Origin of the sequence: Streptomyces sp. MMBL 11-1 (genome assembly GCF_028622875.1) — a bacterium.
Classification (GTDB): Bacteria; Actinomycetota; Actinomycetes; order Streptomycetales; family Streptomycetaceae; genus Streptomyces.
Genome location: NZ_CP117710.1, coordinates 31738 through 48001 on the forward strand (window position 1 = coordinate 31738; position 16264 = coordinate 48001).

Here is a 16264-nt window from a genome sequence, read left to right on the forward strand (position 1 = left end):
CGCGTGCGGCGCCGGAGAACCACGGGCGTCGGTCTTCAGTCGCTCCCCTCAGCGACCAAGCGCTTGAGCATCTCGCGCTTGGCGTCGAGCGCCGCCGCCTTCGCGGCGATCTCAGAGGACCAGGCCGCCAGTTGTACGGCAAGTGCCATCTGGGGCTTGCCGGTGTGCAGGTTGCTCTCCCGGTACTCGGCGTGAACCCCGAATCCCTTACCGGCGCCGTAGGCGAGTTCCATATAGGAGTCCGCGATGCCCATCATCGCGCCGCCGAGACCACTGACGGCCAGATCGATCTCTTCACGCAGGGCCTCTGCCGTGGCCCGAGGGTTGCTTTCGCTCATGACCTCATCCTTCCAGCCCTCCGCGCACGGCATGCGGCGCGGCGTGGCGGTCGTGCTCTTCCAGAACCAGGCTCCCGGACTGAAGGGCGCGGGACCGCGCCCCGCGCTCGTCGAGCCGTTCACCGGCGGCACCAGCATCGGAGACACCCCGGCTCTACGAAGACCGGGCTCACGCTCCCGGTCCACGAGGGCCTTCCCGCGCGGCACCGCCCACCGGCCCGGACAGAGACCGGTTGACGAGCGCCCCGTGCCGGGGCGCACCCGGTTCACCTGCCGCGCTCCTCATCTGCGGCTCCTGCAGGCCCCTCGGTCTTGGTCTTCTCGACGGCGGGTGCGACGCACTCGGCCACGATCTGCTCCAGGACCTCATAGACCCGGTCCGCCTTCTCGCCGTTGCCGAAGGTCTCCCGCTCGGTGGTCAGGAGCACCAGCCAGTGCGCGCCGGTCACCCGCATCCGCTTCGCGGCCCGCACCGCGGCCAGCACACCCCGGTGCCGCTTCGCCTTCAACGGCCCCGGCACCGGCGTCACCAGATGGTGAGCGGACATCCGCAGACTCTGGCGCAGCGGGAGCGGCACAGCGCTCCATGACGGGTCGTCCTGCGCGGGCAGCAGCAGCCCGCGGGCGGCCCCCGCCACCCCCTCCACTCGCCGCACGGACCCTGGCTTCGAAGGCCCCGCTCCCCCGGAGGACGCCCCCCGACCGGCCGCGGGCGTCGTCTCCGGCTCGGGCTCCGCCGTCAGAGCGCCCTCACCCCCGCCGCCCCCGGCCGCGGGCAGGACGCCGGACGCCTCCGCGCCCTCCGGCACCCCGGGCCCCTCGGCCACAGTCCTCTCCGTACCCCCGGGCTCCCCGGGCCCCTCGGCCGCGGTCTTCCCGACGGCCGGCGCGACGTACTCGGCCACGATCTGCTGAAGGACCTCGTAGACCCGGTCCGCCTTCTCGCTGCGGGCGCTGCCGAACGACTCCCTGGGCGAGGACAGCAACACCAGCCAGTGCCTCCCCGTCGCCCGCTTGCTGCCGGCCGCCCGCACCGCGAACTTCACCTCACGGTTCTTCTTCTCCCGCAGCACCTGCTGCTCCGGCGTCACCAGCCGGTACGCGGCCCCCGCGAGGTGCACCCGCAGATGCAGCGGCACCTTCTTCCACACCATGTCCCCCGAGCCGGGCAGCAGCAGCCCCCGGCCGGGCCCGGCCCCGGCCAGCACCGGACCCGTGTCCTCCCCGCCCGCCCGACGGCGCCGGCGGCGCCCGCTCTCTCCGGTCGTCTCCCCCTCCGCCAACACCCCGGTCGCGGAACCACGTTCACCCCGCGCACCGGCCCCGGCCCTGGTGGCGGCTTCGGCGCCGGCGGCGTGCGTGGCGGCAGCGGTGGCAGTGGTGGCCACGGCGGTGACGGTGGCGGCCGGCCGCCCGGGCACCGCACGGCCGGCCCCCGCACACCCGCCGCCGCGCACATGAGCCGCCAGCCCTGACGTTGACCCCGCATACGCGCACCCCGCGCACCGCACCCAGCCCGCCCGGGCCACCGCCTCCCCCACCACCGACCGCTCCGGCCCGTACCCGGCCGCCACCAGCCGCTGCGCCAGACCCGTTCCCTCCAACGCCCGCAGGGCCGCGCTCGCGGTGATGTCGTGCCCCCGCACGAACCACCGGCCGATCTCCGCGTCCGAGCCGCACCCGCAGAAACAGATCCCCGTCGGCACCAGCCGACGCACCCTCAACTCACCCATAGCGCAAGACCGTAGTACCCCCGACACTCCCAGCTCAGCGGATCCCGCACCCCGCCCGGAAACGACCAGAACTGACCACCACCGGAACACAACTGACCACCACGACCACCCCGCACAACACCCGAACACGCCCGCCTCGCACGACACGACACCGCGCCCGCACCACACACCACCACCCCACGCCCGACACTCACGCCACCACCCCACGACTTCAGCCAGCACCATCAGCACGACTTGCGAGCGAGCAGTACGAGAGCGACACACGAGCGTGCTGTGAAAGCACGCCGTATCAGCAGGCTCTAAGCGCGTGACCAGGCAGAACACCACCACAACCAGCCACACCACGGGGACACCACGACGGGCGGCCGCGACGGCGTCACGGCGACCCGGCGGCACGGCGGGCGGCGGCGGGCGGGGAGGGGCACGGCGCAGCAGCTGGACGAGTCCGTCACCGCCGGGTCGTCATGCCGCGCAGCGGGGGTGGGCGGGACAGCGGCGCGGCGGCTCGGGCGGCGGCGAAGCAACGGGACGGCGGCGGGGGCGGAGCGGCACGACGGCGGCGGGCGCGGCGCGGCGCGGGCCGGCGGCGCGGCGGCGCGCGCGGCGGCGGACGCCGAACGGCCGAGCAGCGGGACGGCAGGGGCGACCGGCGCCGAACGGCCGAGCACGGCGACCCGGCGGCACGGTGGGCGGCGAGCAAGAGCGAGCGATCGGCGGCGACGACCGGCGCGGCGGCACGACGAGCGCCGAGCGACGGCGAGACGCCGGGTGCGGAAGGTGGACGGCGCAGCGAGACGCCGGGGCGGCCGGGTGCGGCCGGGCGACGGCGGCCGAAGAGCAGCTGGGCGCCGGAAAGGCCGGGCGAACGCGTCGGCGGTGGCGGCGACTGCAGGGCGGGGCGAGCGGGCGGTGGCGGCCGCCGAGCAGCGAGCGGTGGGCGCGGCACGGCGGCGGACGGCGGCGGACGGCGGCGGAACGCCAACACGACGGCAAGGGCGGGAGGCGGCGGACCGCGGCCCCAGGTCGACGGGCGCAACAGGACGCCGAGGTCCGCCCAACCAACCAGCAGCGCGGGCGGTGGACAGTGGCGGGCGGCGGCGGACGGCGGGCCAAGCGGCGCGACGAGTACGCCGACCGGCCTTCCTTGCCTGAGCCACCCGGTCGATACCGACGTTCGCGCACGTTCTCATGAAAGCGCCCGGGCATCCTGCGCGTCCTCATGCAGGTTTCGGAGTCGCATGTGCACGGTCGAGGACTCTCTCCGCCTCGTCCCTGACCATCGGACCCATCGGACCCGCCACCGACCGGACGGGCGACCCCCCGATACGGGACGGCGCGGCGCGGCGGCGGCACGGCGCGGGCCGGCCGCGGCGGCAGGGGCGACGCAGCAGCGAGCGGCGGGCAGGCCGCGTACGCGGCTCCGAGTCAACGGGTGCAACAGGACGCGAACACCCGTTGGACCGACCGGCAGGGCGGGCGATGCCGCGGCCGGCGGTGAAACGCGGCAGGCCGCGCGACGGGCGACGGCGGACGGCGGCGGTGCGCGGCCGCATCGGATTCCACCGAACACCGCCGAACACCGCCGAACACCACCGGACACCTCCGCCAGCAGCGGGCGCAGCGGACGCGCGGCGGCGGGCGGCGACGAGGCGGCCCGGGCGGAGCGCAGTGGCGGCACGGGGGAAGCGGCGGCCGACGCGGCGGCGCGACCGGGACACACCCCCTACGACACGTGATAATTGACACGTGTGCGCGCCTTAGAGTAAATTAGAGCCATCGCATCGATGGCCGCCCGTTCCCAACCACCCTTTCCCGGAGCGCAGATGACCACGACGTACACCCGCACCGACCTCTGGACCGGCGGCTCAGGCACCTCAGCCATCACCAGGGACAGCTACCAGAGCTTCCTCGCCGGAATGTACGAGATGGGGAACTTCCGGACCAATGGACTCGCCACCTGGACCCGCTGCGAAGAAGGCACCGCCACCTGGTACACCGCCCTCTGGTTCTACGCCGACACCGGCTACACCGCCGACGTCAGCGTCGCCATGGTCTACCTCAAAGAAGCATTCCTCTGCGACTGCTGCGAACACGAACCAGACAACGACTGACCAGCGGGGGACGGGTACGGCGACGGGGCGGCGGGCGCGGCACGGGGGTGCGGCGGCAGCGCGGGCGGAACGGCGGCCGGCTCGGCCGAGCACCTCAGCTCGGAGTCCGCCGTACGGCTCCGAACACACCACCGCCCAGCAGCCGCCAGTCGCGGACGCACGCGTGGGGCACTCGGTGTCGGGCGGCACCGAGGATTTCAATCGGCGCGGCTTTGACTCGGGCACTGCAATCTTCCGTGCAGTGGCTCACAGAGTGCTCACCGATGCACAGGTGTCAGTGCCCTCGCCGTTGGCACCGGTCAGGTCCTCGACCACAGACAGGTCCAACTCAGCGGCCCGCTCATGAAGATAGAGAAACTGCTCGTCCGTGAGGCCCAGGCGTGGGTCGCTGGCGATGCGCAGCAGGGCAGCAGCCGCGAATCCAGGCGACACCGACTGCAGGGCGTGGCTCATAGCCTCCGTGGTCGCCGCCGCTTCGTCATCCTCGGCCTGGTAATGCAGGGCGATGCCGTACGACACCCAGGCGCGTCCCGTCAGCTGACGAAGGGCGAGGGTCCCCAGCGGGTCATCGACGGGTTCGAACCGCAGGGCGGGATTCGGCTGCTTCGGATCTGCCACGGTGGTCCCTCACTGAAATCATCGGTGCGTCACTGAAGAACGTACTGAAATCTTCCCTGCGGTACTGAAATCTGCGCCACGCTCCGACACTCGGGAGCGTCCGGGCACGTGCACAGCGTTGTGCACCGAAGCCCAGCGATCAACGCCGAACAACTCCCTGCAACAGGGAACACCCCGGCCACCCCGGACGACAACCCACGGCCCCCGGGCCGTGGGAGAGGACGAGGACGCCGGAACGGTATCGGACACCGTCGGACAGAGTTGGACGACGTCGGACGGAGGCACGACACACGGGCCCGCACGACAACGGGCGCAACCACGGGGCCGTGGGCCGAGCGGCGGCCCGCACATCGCACGAACCCCACCCCAGCAGACACCGAGGCAGCATCACCGAATCGGAACAGTGCCGGCGCGGAGCGGTGACGCCGCGACCCCGCGCTCAGGCGGCCTGGAGTGCAAGGTTCACGCAGGCCAGAGATGGGACACCACCGTGCGGTACGCGCGGTCGGCCCGGGCCCAGCAGTTCGGGGAGCTCAACGGCTGGCGGCCCGTGCCGGTGCCGAGGCGAGAGCCCGGCAGCGCAGCGGCCGGCCGGGCCAAGGGCCCAGGCGTCACGACGGACGCACAGGGCCAGGAATGACCAAGGGGACCGTTCACCGTTGCTCCCCGCACAACCGCCAGGTCCCACGGTCCACCCCCGGACAACAGCCAGGGTCCACGACGGGATCGAGGACAAGGACGAGGGCGCCGGGACAGAGCCAGACGATCACGGCGGCCCCGGGCGGCGACACGGCGGACGTCAGCGAACGGCGCACCACCACCCCGTCGGGCCACCACGAAAGGGACACGGCGCCCGGGAAGGAAGCCGCGGAAGGACCGGTTCACGCCGACGGGCCGACACCGGGGTGCCCGCCGACCCGCACGACGATGTCGGCGGATCTGCGGGGAGCAGCGGCGCCTTCGTGAGGTCCCCACCAGGCTGGGTCCATCAGGGTGGCGTGCCTCGACGCCACGGCGATACAACAGATGAAGAAGGCGACACCAGGCAGATCCAGTGGTAGGCAGGCTGCCGGAGGTCGTGCCAGCGACACGGAGAGGGCCCTGGCTCAGTCGACCGCGCGCAGCACCTGCCGCACAACACTCATGAATCCTCGCCCGATCCACCCGAGCAGCCCTGTCTCCACGACCAGTTCACCAGCGTCCGCAGCCGCATCCCGCCGGTCCGACTGAGAACGGCGGCACCGGGAGCACAGACGGGACCAACGGTGCTTTTCCGCACCGCACTTCTTGCACATCACCATGATTCATTCTCTCCTCGTCTGGGATCTCTTCACCGAGAGTGCGGTGAGCGGGAGGGCGCGGTGATCGCGTAGCGGCGGGAGGCGGCACGGACACACTGCTGCTGCTGATCAACGGGAAGCCGTCCGACGCTGGCAAGCCCTTGTGCGATAGCCAGTCCGAAGGGGGATCCGGCTTCCAGGCCGGAGGCCTGGACAATCAGCGCGGCGGCTTCGGCTTCTACGAGGATGCCGTAGGGGCTGGGGACGCCCAGTATGTGCTCGGCATGGTTGCCGACGTCATCGAGGGCTTCAGTGAGCGGGAAGCCGTCATTCAGGGCGCCCTCGATGAGGTCGAGCAGGATCAGCGTCGCGCTGTGCAGACGGTCACGGAAGCCTGGGTCGGTAAGCCAGAAGCCGTTCGGTCCCGAGGGCGCGGGCGGACCTTGTGCCACTGCGGGCGAGGGCAGTGTCTGCCGCTGTGACAGTTTCCAGCGGGGCATGGGTATCAGAACTCCGTTTCGTATTGGGTGACGTGATCAGCAGTCCGGCGTCTCGGAGCACCAAGACCGGCGGAAGCACGAGGGGCTGGTCTCCGTACGGAGGCAGCTGATGCAGAAATGACGGGAGCGCTTCGGTTCCGAGATCGCCATGCGCTGGTACGTCCGGCATCCCCTGCTGCTCGGACCTGATCGGGACATGCCGCACGCAGCCGGGCGGTGGTCCAGAGCTGTCGGCCGTGGTCAGTTCTCCGGCCGGTGGGCGTGGGCAGCGGAGTAGCGGGTGAGCCAGTCCTCGACAGTCGATCGCAGATGCGTGTACTCGGGCTGGTAGTAGTTCTTAAAGTCGCGGATCTTGGCGGCGAGCAGGTGGGAGACGTGGTGGTCACCCGCCGCGACGGGAACGTTGTTCCAGTCGATCGCGGCGACCTGGGCGAAGGCGGCGGTGCGGCCGTCGATCTGCTGTACGGCGGCATAGTCCTTGCCGTAGGCGACTTCCAGGCGGGCGACAAGGTCCCGCGGGTTGCCATCCCCGTGCGCGGCCCACCACTGGGAATTGTCGGCGGTATAGCGATACGCAGCCCACTTCGTCTCGCTCTGATTGCAGTCGACCATGTAGCCGAGCCCGCTGGTGGTCTCCTCGGGCTTGAGCATCCCGACGTTGTACTTGTAGCGGCCGGGCAGCTCGGAGGCGCGCTTGCGCCAGTTCACGCCGTCGAGCGCCGGGGCCTGGGTCTTGCTGGTCACGGATATCCTCTCGTCGCTTTGTGCTGGGGCGGCCGCCACCACGCCCCCGAAAGGGTGAACGGAAGCAGCCGGATGTTCAGGTGGTGTGCTTCTGGGCGGGTACGCGGGCGGCGTGCGGGCCGATCGCCGAATTCGTCCGCGAGTTGACGACCATCTGGTTGGCGTCGGCGCCCGGAGCGAGGAGGAGATCGGCGAGGGACTCCGGGCCGGCCGCCCAGCGACTACCGCCCACGGGGTCGGTAGGAGAGACGGCGTGGCAGCTCGTTCGGTCAGCTCAGGTCGTGGGCGACAGGCCGAACCTGCCCGTACCACTGCCCGGCGTGTCCGCCGGGACGGGAAGCGAGTCGGTGCACGGTAAGGGGGCCGTGCGGTCGCGTATCCCGTCCCGGCGGGCCGGACCACCGCTCGTGGGGAAGCGGTGAGTGCTCCTGCGGGGAATCGAACCCCGATTTCCGGATCCGTAGTCCGGTGTCTTCTCCGTTGGACGACAGGAGCGAGCGTGGTGTGCCGCTGGTGCGTACCCTCGGCGGGATGTCAACCCGCGGTCTCCCCCTTGAGAGAGGCCGAGACAAGCCGGACTACTCCACGAGGACGCGCTTTCCCTCCTTCAACCCGCACCGGGGATCAACCGGGCAGGCTCACCCTTTGTGTTGGCGTGCGCCCTCTCAACGGGGACATCGCCTCTGTAGGCGCGCACGCCAACGCATCGCGATCCAAGGGGATTGAAGCCCTGACCCGCCCCCGGCGTGGGGGACGTTCTCCGCACTGAGCTACGGACCTGCAAGACGAAGCGAATCGGCGCTCTCCACCGACTGACGGAGGAAGGGGTCGATCGCCCGCTTCGGACATGCAAAAGAATATCCCGCAACCGCCCCTCATGTCAATTTTCAATTGTCATGAGGGGGGTGCTCGCGGTTCGCGGCACGGCGGTGAACACCTTGCATTGCGGACCGGGTACCGGGGATCGCGACAGACGCTTCCCGCAGCCGAGGGCGGCACCGCCGCGGTGAACGGCGCCCGTCCGTGGGCAGGACACGCAGGTACGCGCGGTGGGCGACGGTGAAAGGACGTCGTACCACTGCGGTCAGGGAGCAGCCAGGGCCGCGATCACTAGCACCCCGAGGTGGGCTGTCCGATCGGACGGTAGAGACGGGCGCAGTAGCGCCGAGGCAGGCGCGACGGCGAGGGAATCAGGCCGGGACGACGCGTCAGGCTGTGAGGTCGACGTCGATGAAGTCCAGCTTGCCCAGGTCGAACATCCAGTCGATGCTGTTGGTGTTGTCCGGCCGGAAGTAGGCCGCGCTGGAGAAGCCGGTGCAGTTCCGTCTCCGGCGCCCCATCCCTGTGGGCGTCCAGCAGGGCACACGCCTCACCAGGACGGACGAGTTGGGTGATCAGCCGCACACGCGCTCCATCGCGGCCGCCGGGCACGTTGCGGTACCCGAACCGCGCGCGGGTATGGACCATCATTCCCGTAGTCACGGCGCCGGCCCGGGCGTGATCAAGCATGGCCGGCCGTCCCAGGCGCAGCACCTCGGCCCGCAGCCGCGCGCCGACAGAACACTCCCGCGCGTGGGAGCAGGGACCGAGCCTGAGATGGTCCGTCACGCTCGACAACGGCATGTGAAGCCAGTCCGCCACGTCGGGAAGCGCCATGTGCCGGTGCCGCATCAGGTAGCGGATCCGCGCCCGGTCGCCGCGCGGCCACGGCAGCTGATACACCGCTCGCGCGGCCTCATCGAGAGCATGCGCTATCGGCTGGACGGAAGCCATCTTCTCTGTCATAAGGCGAGCTGGAACGGCCTGCTTGTGGACAGCGGCCACGTGTCGAGCACCACACCGGCGAACCCACAGCACGGCCATCGAGGCGGGGCGGCCGGCGTACGCCGGGTAGCGGTGGGTGGTGGGCGAGCACCGAACGGGGAAGCCAGGGGGCACGGCCGAGCATCGGCAGGATCGCCGCGGGCTGGCCCGGGCGCCTGGGCGGCCAGTGTCCCCGCCCGTGCTCACCGCCTGGCCTGGTCCGGGTGGAGCTCGGCGGGATCCGCGGCGGCCAGTCCCAGCAGATCCTCCACGGTGAAGGTGACGGTGCGCGGCGCAGCGCCACGAGAGGATCCCCAGCACCCGGGCCGGGCAGCCCCGCCGGGCCAGGACCGGCGGCACGCCCGCCGCCGCGGCGCGGCAAGCAGAAGCCCCCGGTCCAGTGCGAGGAGCAGGTGCGGGTCGGCGGGCCCGTACAACAGCCAGGCGGCGGCCGGTGAGAGCCCGTCAGGCCGGTGAGGCCGTGCGGCGGGCGGCGGCGAAGGCGTGGCGTGGCGTCGCGGTGCAGGGTCGGCAGGCGGGGCCCGATGACCGTGGACACCTCCCTCCTGCGGGGGCGGGCGGCCAGGACGACCGGGGCGCCGTAAGACGGACGACCCGGCGGCGGGGTGGACGGACACCGTCAACTCCTGTGTCGGTCAGCTCTGAGATAGCCCAAGGCTGATGGACCGGACCGGCTTGCGAGGTGTTGCAAGGGACGAAACTCCCGTGGCAGCCTGTACCGGAGGGCTATCGGAAAGCCTTGTCGCAGATGCGTCCCCGCCGGTCCGGGCGACGTAGTCAAAGCGGCAAAACGGGGCCTGGCCACGCCAAGCAGCAACAGGACTTCGTGGGTAGATGATCGCTTCACCTCGCTCTCTCCCTTTTGTTCCTTCGCTGTGCAGGGCCGGATGCGCAGCAGAAGGACTTCACGTGTCGAACGACGTGCTCAAGTCGCGTGCGCGGGTGCGCATGCAGTACACCAACGAGCCCTATGCCACGGCCAGGGCGGAACTTGCGGCGGTAGGTGTCGACGCGCCTCTGATTCCGCCCGCCGCCACGGAAGAGCAAATGCTGTTCGAGGCGCAGGTATTCGCGCGGTGGGTGCGCGCCTTCGGCAGCGTCGTGCCAGCCTCGCTGTCCGCCGCTGGAAGGTTCGGGTTGTTGCATGTCACCCCGCGGTCACACGAGCTGGACGTGCGGGTGGACCCAAAGGCACTGACCGATCTGTTGGCCGCGCTCGTGCGGCACGACAGTCAGATCATGGCGTCGTACGGGGTGCCGGGGCTGCGCTTCCGGCACGAGCGGCAGCGGCTGGTACTGCTGCAGCCGGGAAGCGAGGGCCGGATCATCCTCTCAGGCGTTCCACGGCCGGTCTGGAAGGTAGCCCTCGGCAGCCTTGCCGAGGGACTGCCGTCGCGGTCGCAACTGTTGTTCTCCGGCCCGGACGAATGGGTGGCCGATGAAGTCGACTTCCAGGAGGCGGACGAGGAGCAGTTGGAAGGATCGGAGGCGTATCTGTCAGCGCTCTTCCGGCGTCCGGGGCTGCTGGGGGCCGATCAGGAGCTCCGCCTGCGCCTTGGCCATGGCCGTCAGGAGCCGGTGGTCGACGCGGCCGGAAGGCCGTGGCGTCCCTGGGGCGACGACAGCCTTCCCGTTGAACTCGCGGCCGACCAGAACGATGGCACACCGACCCCGACAGTGGAATGCACCGAGGAGGCCGCCCCGGCCCTTGGCAGGACGCTCTTGCAGGAGGTCGCGTGTGCGGCGCTGGAACGCGATGAGAACGTCGGAGGGTTCGGCTCACCGGCCGGGGGTGAATTGTTCGCGCTCGTCGACCCGGCACGCCTGACCCTCGATGCAACTGCAAGGCTGCGTGAGGAGATCCTGTCGGTGATCACCGAGCGGGACGGGCTGCTGTGTGAGGTGCCCCGCTACGGCGAGGACGGCGAGTACCTGCGCATCGCCTCCACACCCGGCCTTCGGCCGCACGACTCCTTCACCCCGCATGAACGCGATACTGCGGCCGCGTGGCTGGTTCCGCTGGATTTCAACCACGGCACCCCTGAATCGCTGTTCGAGGTCCCGCCGGCGCGACGGATGCCGGGCGCCGAGGACGAGGTCCTTGGGTTCGACTCCCCCGACGAGCTGTGGGCTCGCACCGCCGGCGCCCCGACTGGGCCAGGCGGCTCTGGCGCTGCTGTGCGGCGACGGCAAGCTCGTCCCCGGTGACCCCGGGCTCGCGCATCCGGGTCGGTCTCTTGGACGCGCCCGAGTGTCCCCAGTCGTTCCCGACCGCTCGGTACCGCAGACGGAGCACGGCTGCTCGGGCCCCCGTCGGTGTGTCTCTCCCCCAGGCCGTGACGACGTTTCTCACGGTGACCGAGTCCTGGTCGCCCATCTCCGCTCCCCGCTATCTGCCCGCCAGAAACAGGACCGGCATTCTCTTGCTGCTCACGCGAGCGGGCTGCGTCCGGCGTCCTGGCGAGTTCCCGCAGCATCATGACGTCTGCGCACCTGAGACGGCCTGGCGCCTGCAGTCCTGCCGAGTGGGTGATGTATGTTACCCGCGGGGAACAATCCTGAGATCCCCGTCCCGTGAGAGCTCAATCCGAGCTGCCACCCCCGCGATGAGTATATCCGGGGATGTGCCCAGTTCTCGCGCGATCCTTCCGATTCGGTCCCAGGTGTCTGCGTCGAACGTGAGAGTGCGCCTCACAGGCGGCCCGCTGCTCATCTATCAGCCTTTCAGGTCGACTTGGGGACATCAGGTGAGGCGGAAATCTCCGGGTTCCCACGCGAAATCGTCCCAGTGGAACCCAGCGTAGCTTCCGCCGCCGTTGAAGTATCGCGCCATTGCTTCGCCGATGATCTGTTCAGCTTCGGCATCCGAATCTGCCAGTGTGAGGGCTGCCAGCTCGTCGGCGGAGAGGCGCAGGGGGACGTAGCCGGAGCGGACAGCGCCGGAGCCGCGGATCTCGAACGTCGTGGCGCGGTCGACTTCGGCGTTGGCGCCGACGGCGGCCTTCTCGATCTGGCGTGCTCGGATCTGCCGCCCCCGTTCTGTGGTCTGCACTTCGGTGGCCTCGGCGCGAAGTCGCTCGGCGTGTTCGCCTTGGGGCGTGCGGGTGCCTTTCAACCAGCGGCCCACGGTCGCGGGGTGGACGCCGTACGCGGCGGCGATCGCCTGGCGGTTGCCGCCGTACTTCCGCTCCAGGACGTGGGCGGTTTGCGTCGTGGTGCGGACCGGGGTTCTGCCTCGGAAGAGGTTCTCCCTGACACGGGCCACCACGCCGATCTTCGGGTCGTTGGCGGACATGTCTAGGCAGCCTCCTCGGGGGGTGTTTGGCCGTCATCGCCCACCGGCTGTCCGTCGGTCCCGTAGTGGTGGGTGAGACGGGAGGGGTGGTCCCCGGCGTCCATCGCCTCGACGACCGCGTCCATGGGAATGCTCGCCTCGTGCTTGGAGGAGCCGGGCGCGATGCCGAGCCGGAGCGTTCCAGGTTCGGGCTTACCGGCGTCGGTGAAGATAAGCAGTTCCAGGGGGGTGGGTTCCATGGCGGCGTAGAAGGAGGCGTCGACGTTCACGGCGAAGGGGACGCGGCCGGTCAGCTTGAAGGTCTTGCGCATACGGCGGTGGGCTGCGATGCGGGCGGCGGCGATGATGGTGAAGCGGATCTCGGGCCGGTAGTGCCACTTGGCGACGATCTTCTTGAGCCACACTTCGTCGTCTTCAATGGACTTACGGGCCCTGTCCGTCCACTTGCCGATGCCGCCCTTGTAGAGCTCCTTGATGAGCGTGGCGAGTACCAGTGCGTCAACGGCGTCGGGGTCGTCGCCGGTCTGCTTGTGGGCCGCATAGGCGTCGAGGAACTCCTGCGGGTCTTGGCCATCGAAGAGGCCGAGTTCGGCATAGGCCTGCTTGTAACTGGCGCGTACTCGGCCGGTCCACTCCTTGAGGAGAGGGACTGTGTGCGTGGACAGGTAACCCTCGGTGATCTCGGCGGGGTTGTATCCGTACTCGGTGACCATGTAGGCGACGGTGGGTGTCGCGTACCAGCCGGGCCCCTGTGGTGGTTGCCCGTCGAAGCTCGCCGGGTGCGGCAGGTCCTCGTCAACAGCGATCTGGGAGAAGTCGCACCACCACAGAGCGGAGACCTTGGGGTCCCAGACTGCGTTGGTGTGGTGCTTCAGCGGGCCCGCCGGAAGGCGCAGCGATTCAGTGACGGCCAGGTAGGAGGCGCAGGTGTCGACGACGACGGCGTACGGCATCGCTTTCTCGTTCTCGGTCAGGGGGCGAGCCCAGAACTTGAAGTCCTCTTCCTGGCACACGGCCTCGTTCTTCTGCTGGAGGTCACGGGTGAGGGGGTGGCGTGCCCCGGCGGCAGGCGGAACGCAGATGTCGCCGGACGGCAGTGCGCCGTCGCGCAGTTGTGAGCTCCATTCCCCGGATTCCTCGTCCTGGACCCAGTGCTCGCGTGGACGCACCGCGTCCAGGAGGAGCATGCCGGTGGTTGCCGGTGTCGAGCCGGGGGCGACGCCGATCTGGGCGACGTAGGCGCGGGTTCGGCGGGCGAGCGCCGCTGCGTCCGGTTGTCCGGCGACGGAGGCGAGTCGGGCGGCCTGGTCGTTGGTGGCCTTCTGCTTCTCGGAACCTTGCCCGAGCCAGGGCGTGAAAACGATGCGGACCGAGGTCTTCGGCCCGCCGGGGGCACCCTTGCGGCGGAAGGCGTGCATGGTCGGGCCGACCTCTTCCGAGAGTTCCATCCCGACACCAGCTGCCGCGGTGGTGAGCTTCTTGTAGAGCTGCGCGCGGGACTTGTCCGTTGTGGGGAGATTCGCCGGGAGGCCGAGTGCTTTGAGTGCCGAGGCGGAGAGGCAGATGATGCCGTCGCCGTTGCGGCCGGCGTCGTGGACGCGGTCGACGCGTACGGGCAGTCCGGTGCCCAGCCACGCGAACCAGTCCGTCAGCTTCGTTCCGGCGGGGGCCGGGAACTGGGGGATGTCCAGTTGCCAGCCTTCGGGGCCGATGTCGAGGGCAACAGCCGGCCAGCGGCGTGGTGGGGCAGCCGCGGCCCGTGTGCTGGGCCGGGCAGTTGGGGTGGTGCGGCGCGCTCGTGTGGGGGTGCCTCGGTACGGTGCTGGGCGGCGCGGGGCTGCTGGGTGACGGGGAGGGGCAGCCTCAGGTTCGGTCACGGGGGGCCTCGGGTCCGCGGCTGGGGCTGATGTCGCCGCCGCTTCGCGTTCCCGCAGTTCCTGGATGCGTCGGATCTCTGCGTCGCGTGTCTGCTGGGTGCAGTTCTCGGGGCAGCGTTTCCATACAGGCTTCCAGCCCGTCTCCTCTTCGCGCACCATGATGTACCCGGGCCGGTCGTAGCCCATGCATCGGCGGCAACCTGTGAGTCGCAGCGCTGTCACCCTCTCGCCTTTCGCTCGTGCTCATAACTCACCGTGCGTACGGTCAGTTGCGGGGTGCTCCGAAGATTTGTTGGACCGGGTCGAGTTGGTGCCGGGCGGTATGCGCGGCGGCGGCGCGTCGGACCAGGTCGTCGTGGGTGATGATGCGCAGCTCGGCCTCGGCCGCCCGGGCGAGGGCCGTCGCGATCGAGGCGTTCTTGTTCACGTCGGCGCCCGGGATGGCGTCCGCCATGCGTCGCAGGAGTGCCTGTACCGGGGGTGAGCTGCTCTGATCGTGAGCGGCGAGACGAGTGACCATATTGAGGAAGTCGACTCGGGCAGACGTGGGGGCACGGAGGCGGCGCTCCAGGGGCCACTCGCTCAAGGCGTACAGGCCGCGCATGGGCGTGAAGTCGTCTGCCTTCAAAGCTGGGCAGATGTAGTTGGCTGCGCGTGCGGATGTGCTGTAGCGGCGCTGCTCGTCCCTCCGGACGCTGGCCAGCGGCGCCCATGGCAAGTCCTCCCCGGTGAAGGCCCGGGTGACCTGCCGGATCTCCTTCGGAGATGCGGGAACGCCGATGACCGCCAGCGTGAGGCGCATGCGCTCCTTGCTCTGGAGCCGCGGTTGGGCAGCGTGCTGGGGCACTTGGCCGATCCGCGTGTACCAGGCGTTCTCCGCGAGGCGGAGCTGCTCGCAGGCGGTACGCACGGTCGCGTGGTCACCATCTTCGTGTGCCGCTCGTGCATCGTTGCGGAGCTGTTCCATCTCCAGCTCAAGCACGGTGAGGGCCTGGTTCATGCCACCCCTCCTCGACTAGTTTGGCGACCAAACTCTAACAGGGTTTCACCAAGCTTTTTCTTGTCAGGGATGCCGCTGGGGCGGCCGTCGCGACGGCCGCCCCAGCGGCAGAACTCGTCCCCAGTGCGAGCAGCGAGGCGTGGACGGACTAGCCCTTCGCGGCCGCCTTGAGCTTGGAGCCGGCCGACACCTTGACTCCGTAGCCGGCCGGCACCTGGAGGATCGCGCCCGTCTGGGGGTTCCGCCCGGTGCGGGCGGCGCGGTGGGTGCGCTCGAAGGTGAGGAAGCCGGGGATGGTGACCTTCTCGTCGCCCTTGGCGACGATGTCGCCCACGGTCTCGGCGAGGGCGGCCAGGACTGCGTCGGCGGCCGTGCGGGAGACGTCGGCGCGCTCGGAGATTGAGGCCACCAGTTCGCTGCGGTTCATGAAGAGACTCCTATCGTGCGTGCCAGTTCGGCATTGTGAGAATGGGCCGGAAGCGAGTCGTCGCGTCGGAACCGGCTTTCGATCTGATCGTTGTATTGCTGTGGGCCCGGGATACTGCTCGCGCCAGGCGAGCGGGCACGGCGGGGGCCGAAGAGTCTTGGCTCTACCGTTCGCGGCGGGTCGACTGGAGCCATCGCTCCCAAGCGAGCCACGCGGCGACGGCCAGCGTGATCACCAGGCCGGCGACGAAGACGGTCGGGCTTTCCACGCTCACCGCGACGGTCGCGGCGATGAAGGCGATCGCACCGAGGACTACAAGAAGAGATGAACTCCTCGCACCGCTCGACCTCTTCCGCTTCATCGTTCACACCCTCCGAACTCTGGCAGGTTCAGCGGTGCGATGTTACGCACATACCCCTGCAGGCAGCTCACGGCGCCCCAAGCGTTCGGAGGCTGCGTCCGCGATCGACTGAAGCCATTTTATCGGATGGCGGCGTGTTGTCAAACTAGACTTTAC

14 protein-coding genes and 1 tRNA gene are annotated in these 16264 nt (G+C 69.9%); 2 read left to right on the plus strand and 13 right to left on the minus strand.

The annotated features are described in order from the left end of the window. Positions 1 to 35: 35 nt before the first annotated feature. On the minus strand, positions 36 to 476 hold the full coding sequence (locus PSQ21_RS35510) for a hypothetical protein (RefSeq protein WP_274036255.1): 441 nt from the start codon (positions 474 to 476) through the stop codon (positions 36 to 38). A gap of 128 nt (positions 477 to 604) precedes the next feature. Next, positions 605 to 2071, minus strand: a complete 1467-nt coding sequence (locus PSQ21_RS35515) for a hypothetical protein (RefSeq protein WP_274036256.1) — start codon at positions 2069 to 2071, stop codon at positions 605 to 607. A gap of 1823 nt (positions 2072 to 3894) precedes the next feature. Here PSQ21_RS35515 and PSQ21_RS35520 point away from each other — a divergent pair. After that, positions 3895 to 4182 carry a hypothetical protein gene (locus tag PSQ21_RS35520; protein WP_274036258.1) on the plus strand — a complete coding sequence of 96 codons (288 nt, stop codon included), beginning with the start codon at positions 3895 to 3897 and terminating at the stop codon, positions 4180 to 4182. 246 nt (positions 4183 to 4428) lie between these two features. Here PSQ21_RS35520 and PSQ21_RS35525 read toward each other — a convergent pair whose 3' ends face one another. The 6 genes from PSQ21_RS35525 to PSQ21_RS35550 form a co-directional block, all read right to left on the minus strand. Next, entirely contained in the window at positions 4429 to 4800 is a 372-nt protein-coding gene (locus PSQ21_RS35525; protein ID WP_274036260.1) for a hypothetical protein, read from the minus strand. A gap of 1330 nt (positions 4801 to 6130) precedes the next feature. After that, the gene (locus PSQ21_RS35530) at positions 6131 to 6580 is read right to left on the minus strand and encodes a hypothetical protein (RefSeq protein WP_274036262.1); all 450 of its coding nucleotides are present in this window, start codon (positions 6578 to 6580) and stop codon (positions 6131 to 6133) included. A 240-nt stretch (positions 6581 to 6820) separates the two neighbouring features. Further along, on the minus strand, positions 6821 to 7324 hold the full coding sequence (locus PSQ21_RS35535) for a hypothetical protein (protein ID WP_274036264.1): 504 nt from the start codon (positions 7322 to 7324) through the stop codon (positions 6821 to 6823). Between the two features lie 76 nt (positions 7325 to 7400). Beyond that, on the minus strand, positions 7401 to 7556 hold the full coding sequence (locus tag PSQ21_RS35540; RefSeq protein ID WP_274036266.1) for a hypothetical protein: 156 nt from the start codon (positions 7554 to 7556) through the stop codon (positions 7401 to 7403). 191 nt (positions 7557 to 7747) lie between these two features. Beyond that, positions 7748 to 7819 (minus strand) — tRNA-Arg (locus PSQ21_RS35545). 713 nt (positions 7820 to 8532) lie between these two features. Further along, positions 8533 to 8664, minus strand: a complete 132-nt coding sequence (locus PSQ21_RS35550) for a hypothetical protein (RefSeq protein ID WP_274036267.1) — start codon at positions 8662 to 8664, stop codon at positions 8533 to 8535. A 1393-nt stretch (positions 8665 to 10057) separates the two neighbouring features. Between PSQ21_RS35550 and PSQ21_RS35555 the strand changes: the two genes are divergently transcribed. Then, positions 10058 to 11356 carry a hypothetical protein gene (locus tag PSQ21_RS35555; RefSeq protein ID WP_274036269.1) on the plus strand — a complete coding sequence of 433 codons (1299 nt, stop codon included), beginning with the start codon at positions 10058 to 10060 and terminating at the stop codon, positions 11354 to 11356. A gap of 535 nt (positions 11357 to 11891) precedes the next feature. Here PSQ21_RS35555 and PSQ21_RS35560 read toward each other — a convergent pair. The 5 genes from PSQ21_RS35560 to PSQ21_RS35580 form a co-directional block, all read right to left on the minus strand. Next, positions 11892 to 12443: a hypothetical protein gene (locus tag PSQ21_RS35560; protein ID WP_274036271.1), complete on the minus strand. Its 552-nt coding sequence runs from the start codon at positions 12441 to 12443 to the stop codon at positions 11892 to 11894. Between the two features lie 2 nt (positions 12444 to 12445). Then, a complete protein-coding gene (locus PSQ21_RS35565) occupies positions 12446 to 14320 on the minus strand; it encodes a hypothetical protein (RefSeq protein WP_274036273.1) in 1875 nt (624 codons plus the stop codon). Positions 14321 to 14585: 265 nt separating this feature from the next. Beyond that, positions 14586 to 15320, minus strand: coding sequence for a hypothetical protein (locus PSQ21_RS35570; RefSeq protein ID WP_274036275.1), 735 nt, complete (start codon positions 15318 to 15320; stop codon positions 14586 to 14588). 148 nt (positions 15321 to 15468) lie between these two features. After that, positions 15469 to 15747 (minus strand): HU family DNA-binding protein, encoded by a 279-nt coding sequence (locus PSQ21_RS35575; RefSeq protein WP_274036277.1) that lies wholly within the window; start codon positions 15745 to 15747, stop codon positions 15469 to 15471. Between the two features lie 163 nt (positions 15748 to 15910). Continuing rightward, entirely contained in the window at positions 15911 to 16108 is a 198-nt protein-coding gene (locus PSQ21_RS35580) for a hypothetical protein (RefSeq protein WP_274036280.1), read from the minus strand. Positions 16109 to 16264: the final 156 nt, after the last annotated feature.

Coding starts and splice junctions, on each gene's coding strand:
- PSQ21_RS35560 (WP_274036271.1), bottom strand. CDS start 12,443: ATGTCCGCCAACGACCCGAAGATCGGCGTGGTGGCCCGTGTCAGGGAG.
- PSQ21_RS35550 (WP_274036267.1), bottom strand. CDS start 8,664: ATGGGGCGCCGGAGACGGAACTGCACCGGCTTCTCCAGCGCGGCCTAC.
- PSQ21_RS35530 (WP_274036262.1), bottom strand. CDS start 6,580: ATGCCCCGCTGGAAACTGTCACAGCGGCAGACACTGCCCTCGCCCGCA.
- PSQ21_RS35510 (WP_274036255.1), bottom strand. CDS start 476: ATGCTGGTGCCGCCGGTGAACGGCTCGACGAGCGCGGGGCGCGGTCCC.
- PSQ21_RS35520 (WP_274036258.1), top strand. CDS start 3,895: ATGACCACGACGTACACCCGCACCGACCTCTGGACCGGCGGCTCAGGC.
- PSQ21_RS35575 (WP_274036277.1), bottom strand. CDS start 15,747: ATGAACCGCAGCGAACTGGTGGCCTCAATCTCCGAGCGCGCCGACGTC.
- PSQ21_RS35515 (WP_274036256.1), bottom strand. CDS start 2,071: ATGGGTGAGTTGAGGGTGCGTCGGCTGGTGCCGACGGGGATCTGTTTC.
- PSQ21_RS35580 (WP_274036280.1), bottom strand. CDS start 16,108: ATGAAGCGGAAGAGGTCGAGCGGTGCGAGGAGTTCATCTCTTCTTGTA.
- PSQ21_RS35570 (WP_274036275.1), bottom strand. CDS start 15,320: ATGAACCAGGCCCTCACCGTGCTTGAGCTGGAGATGGAACAGCTCCGC.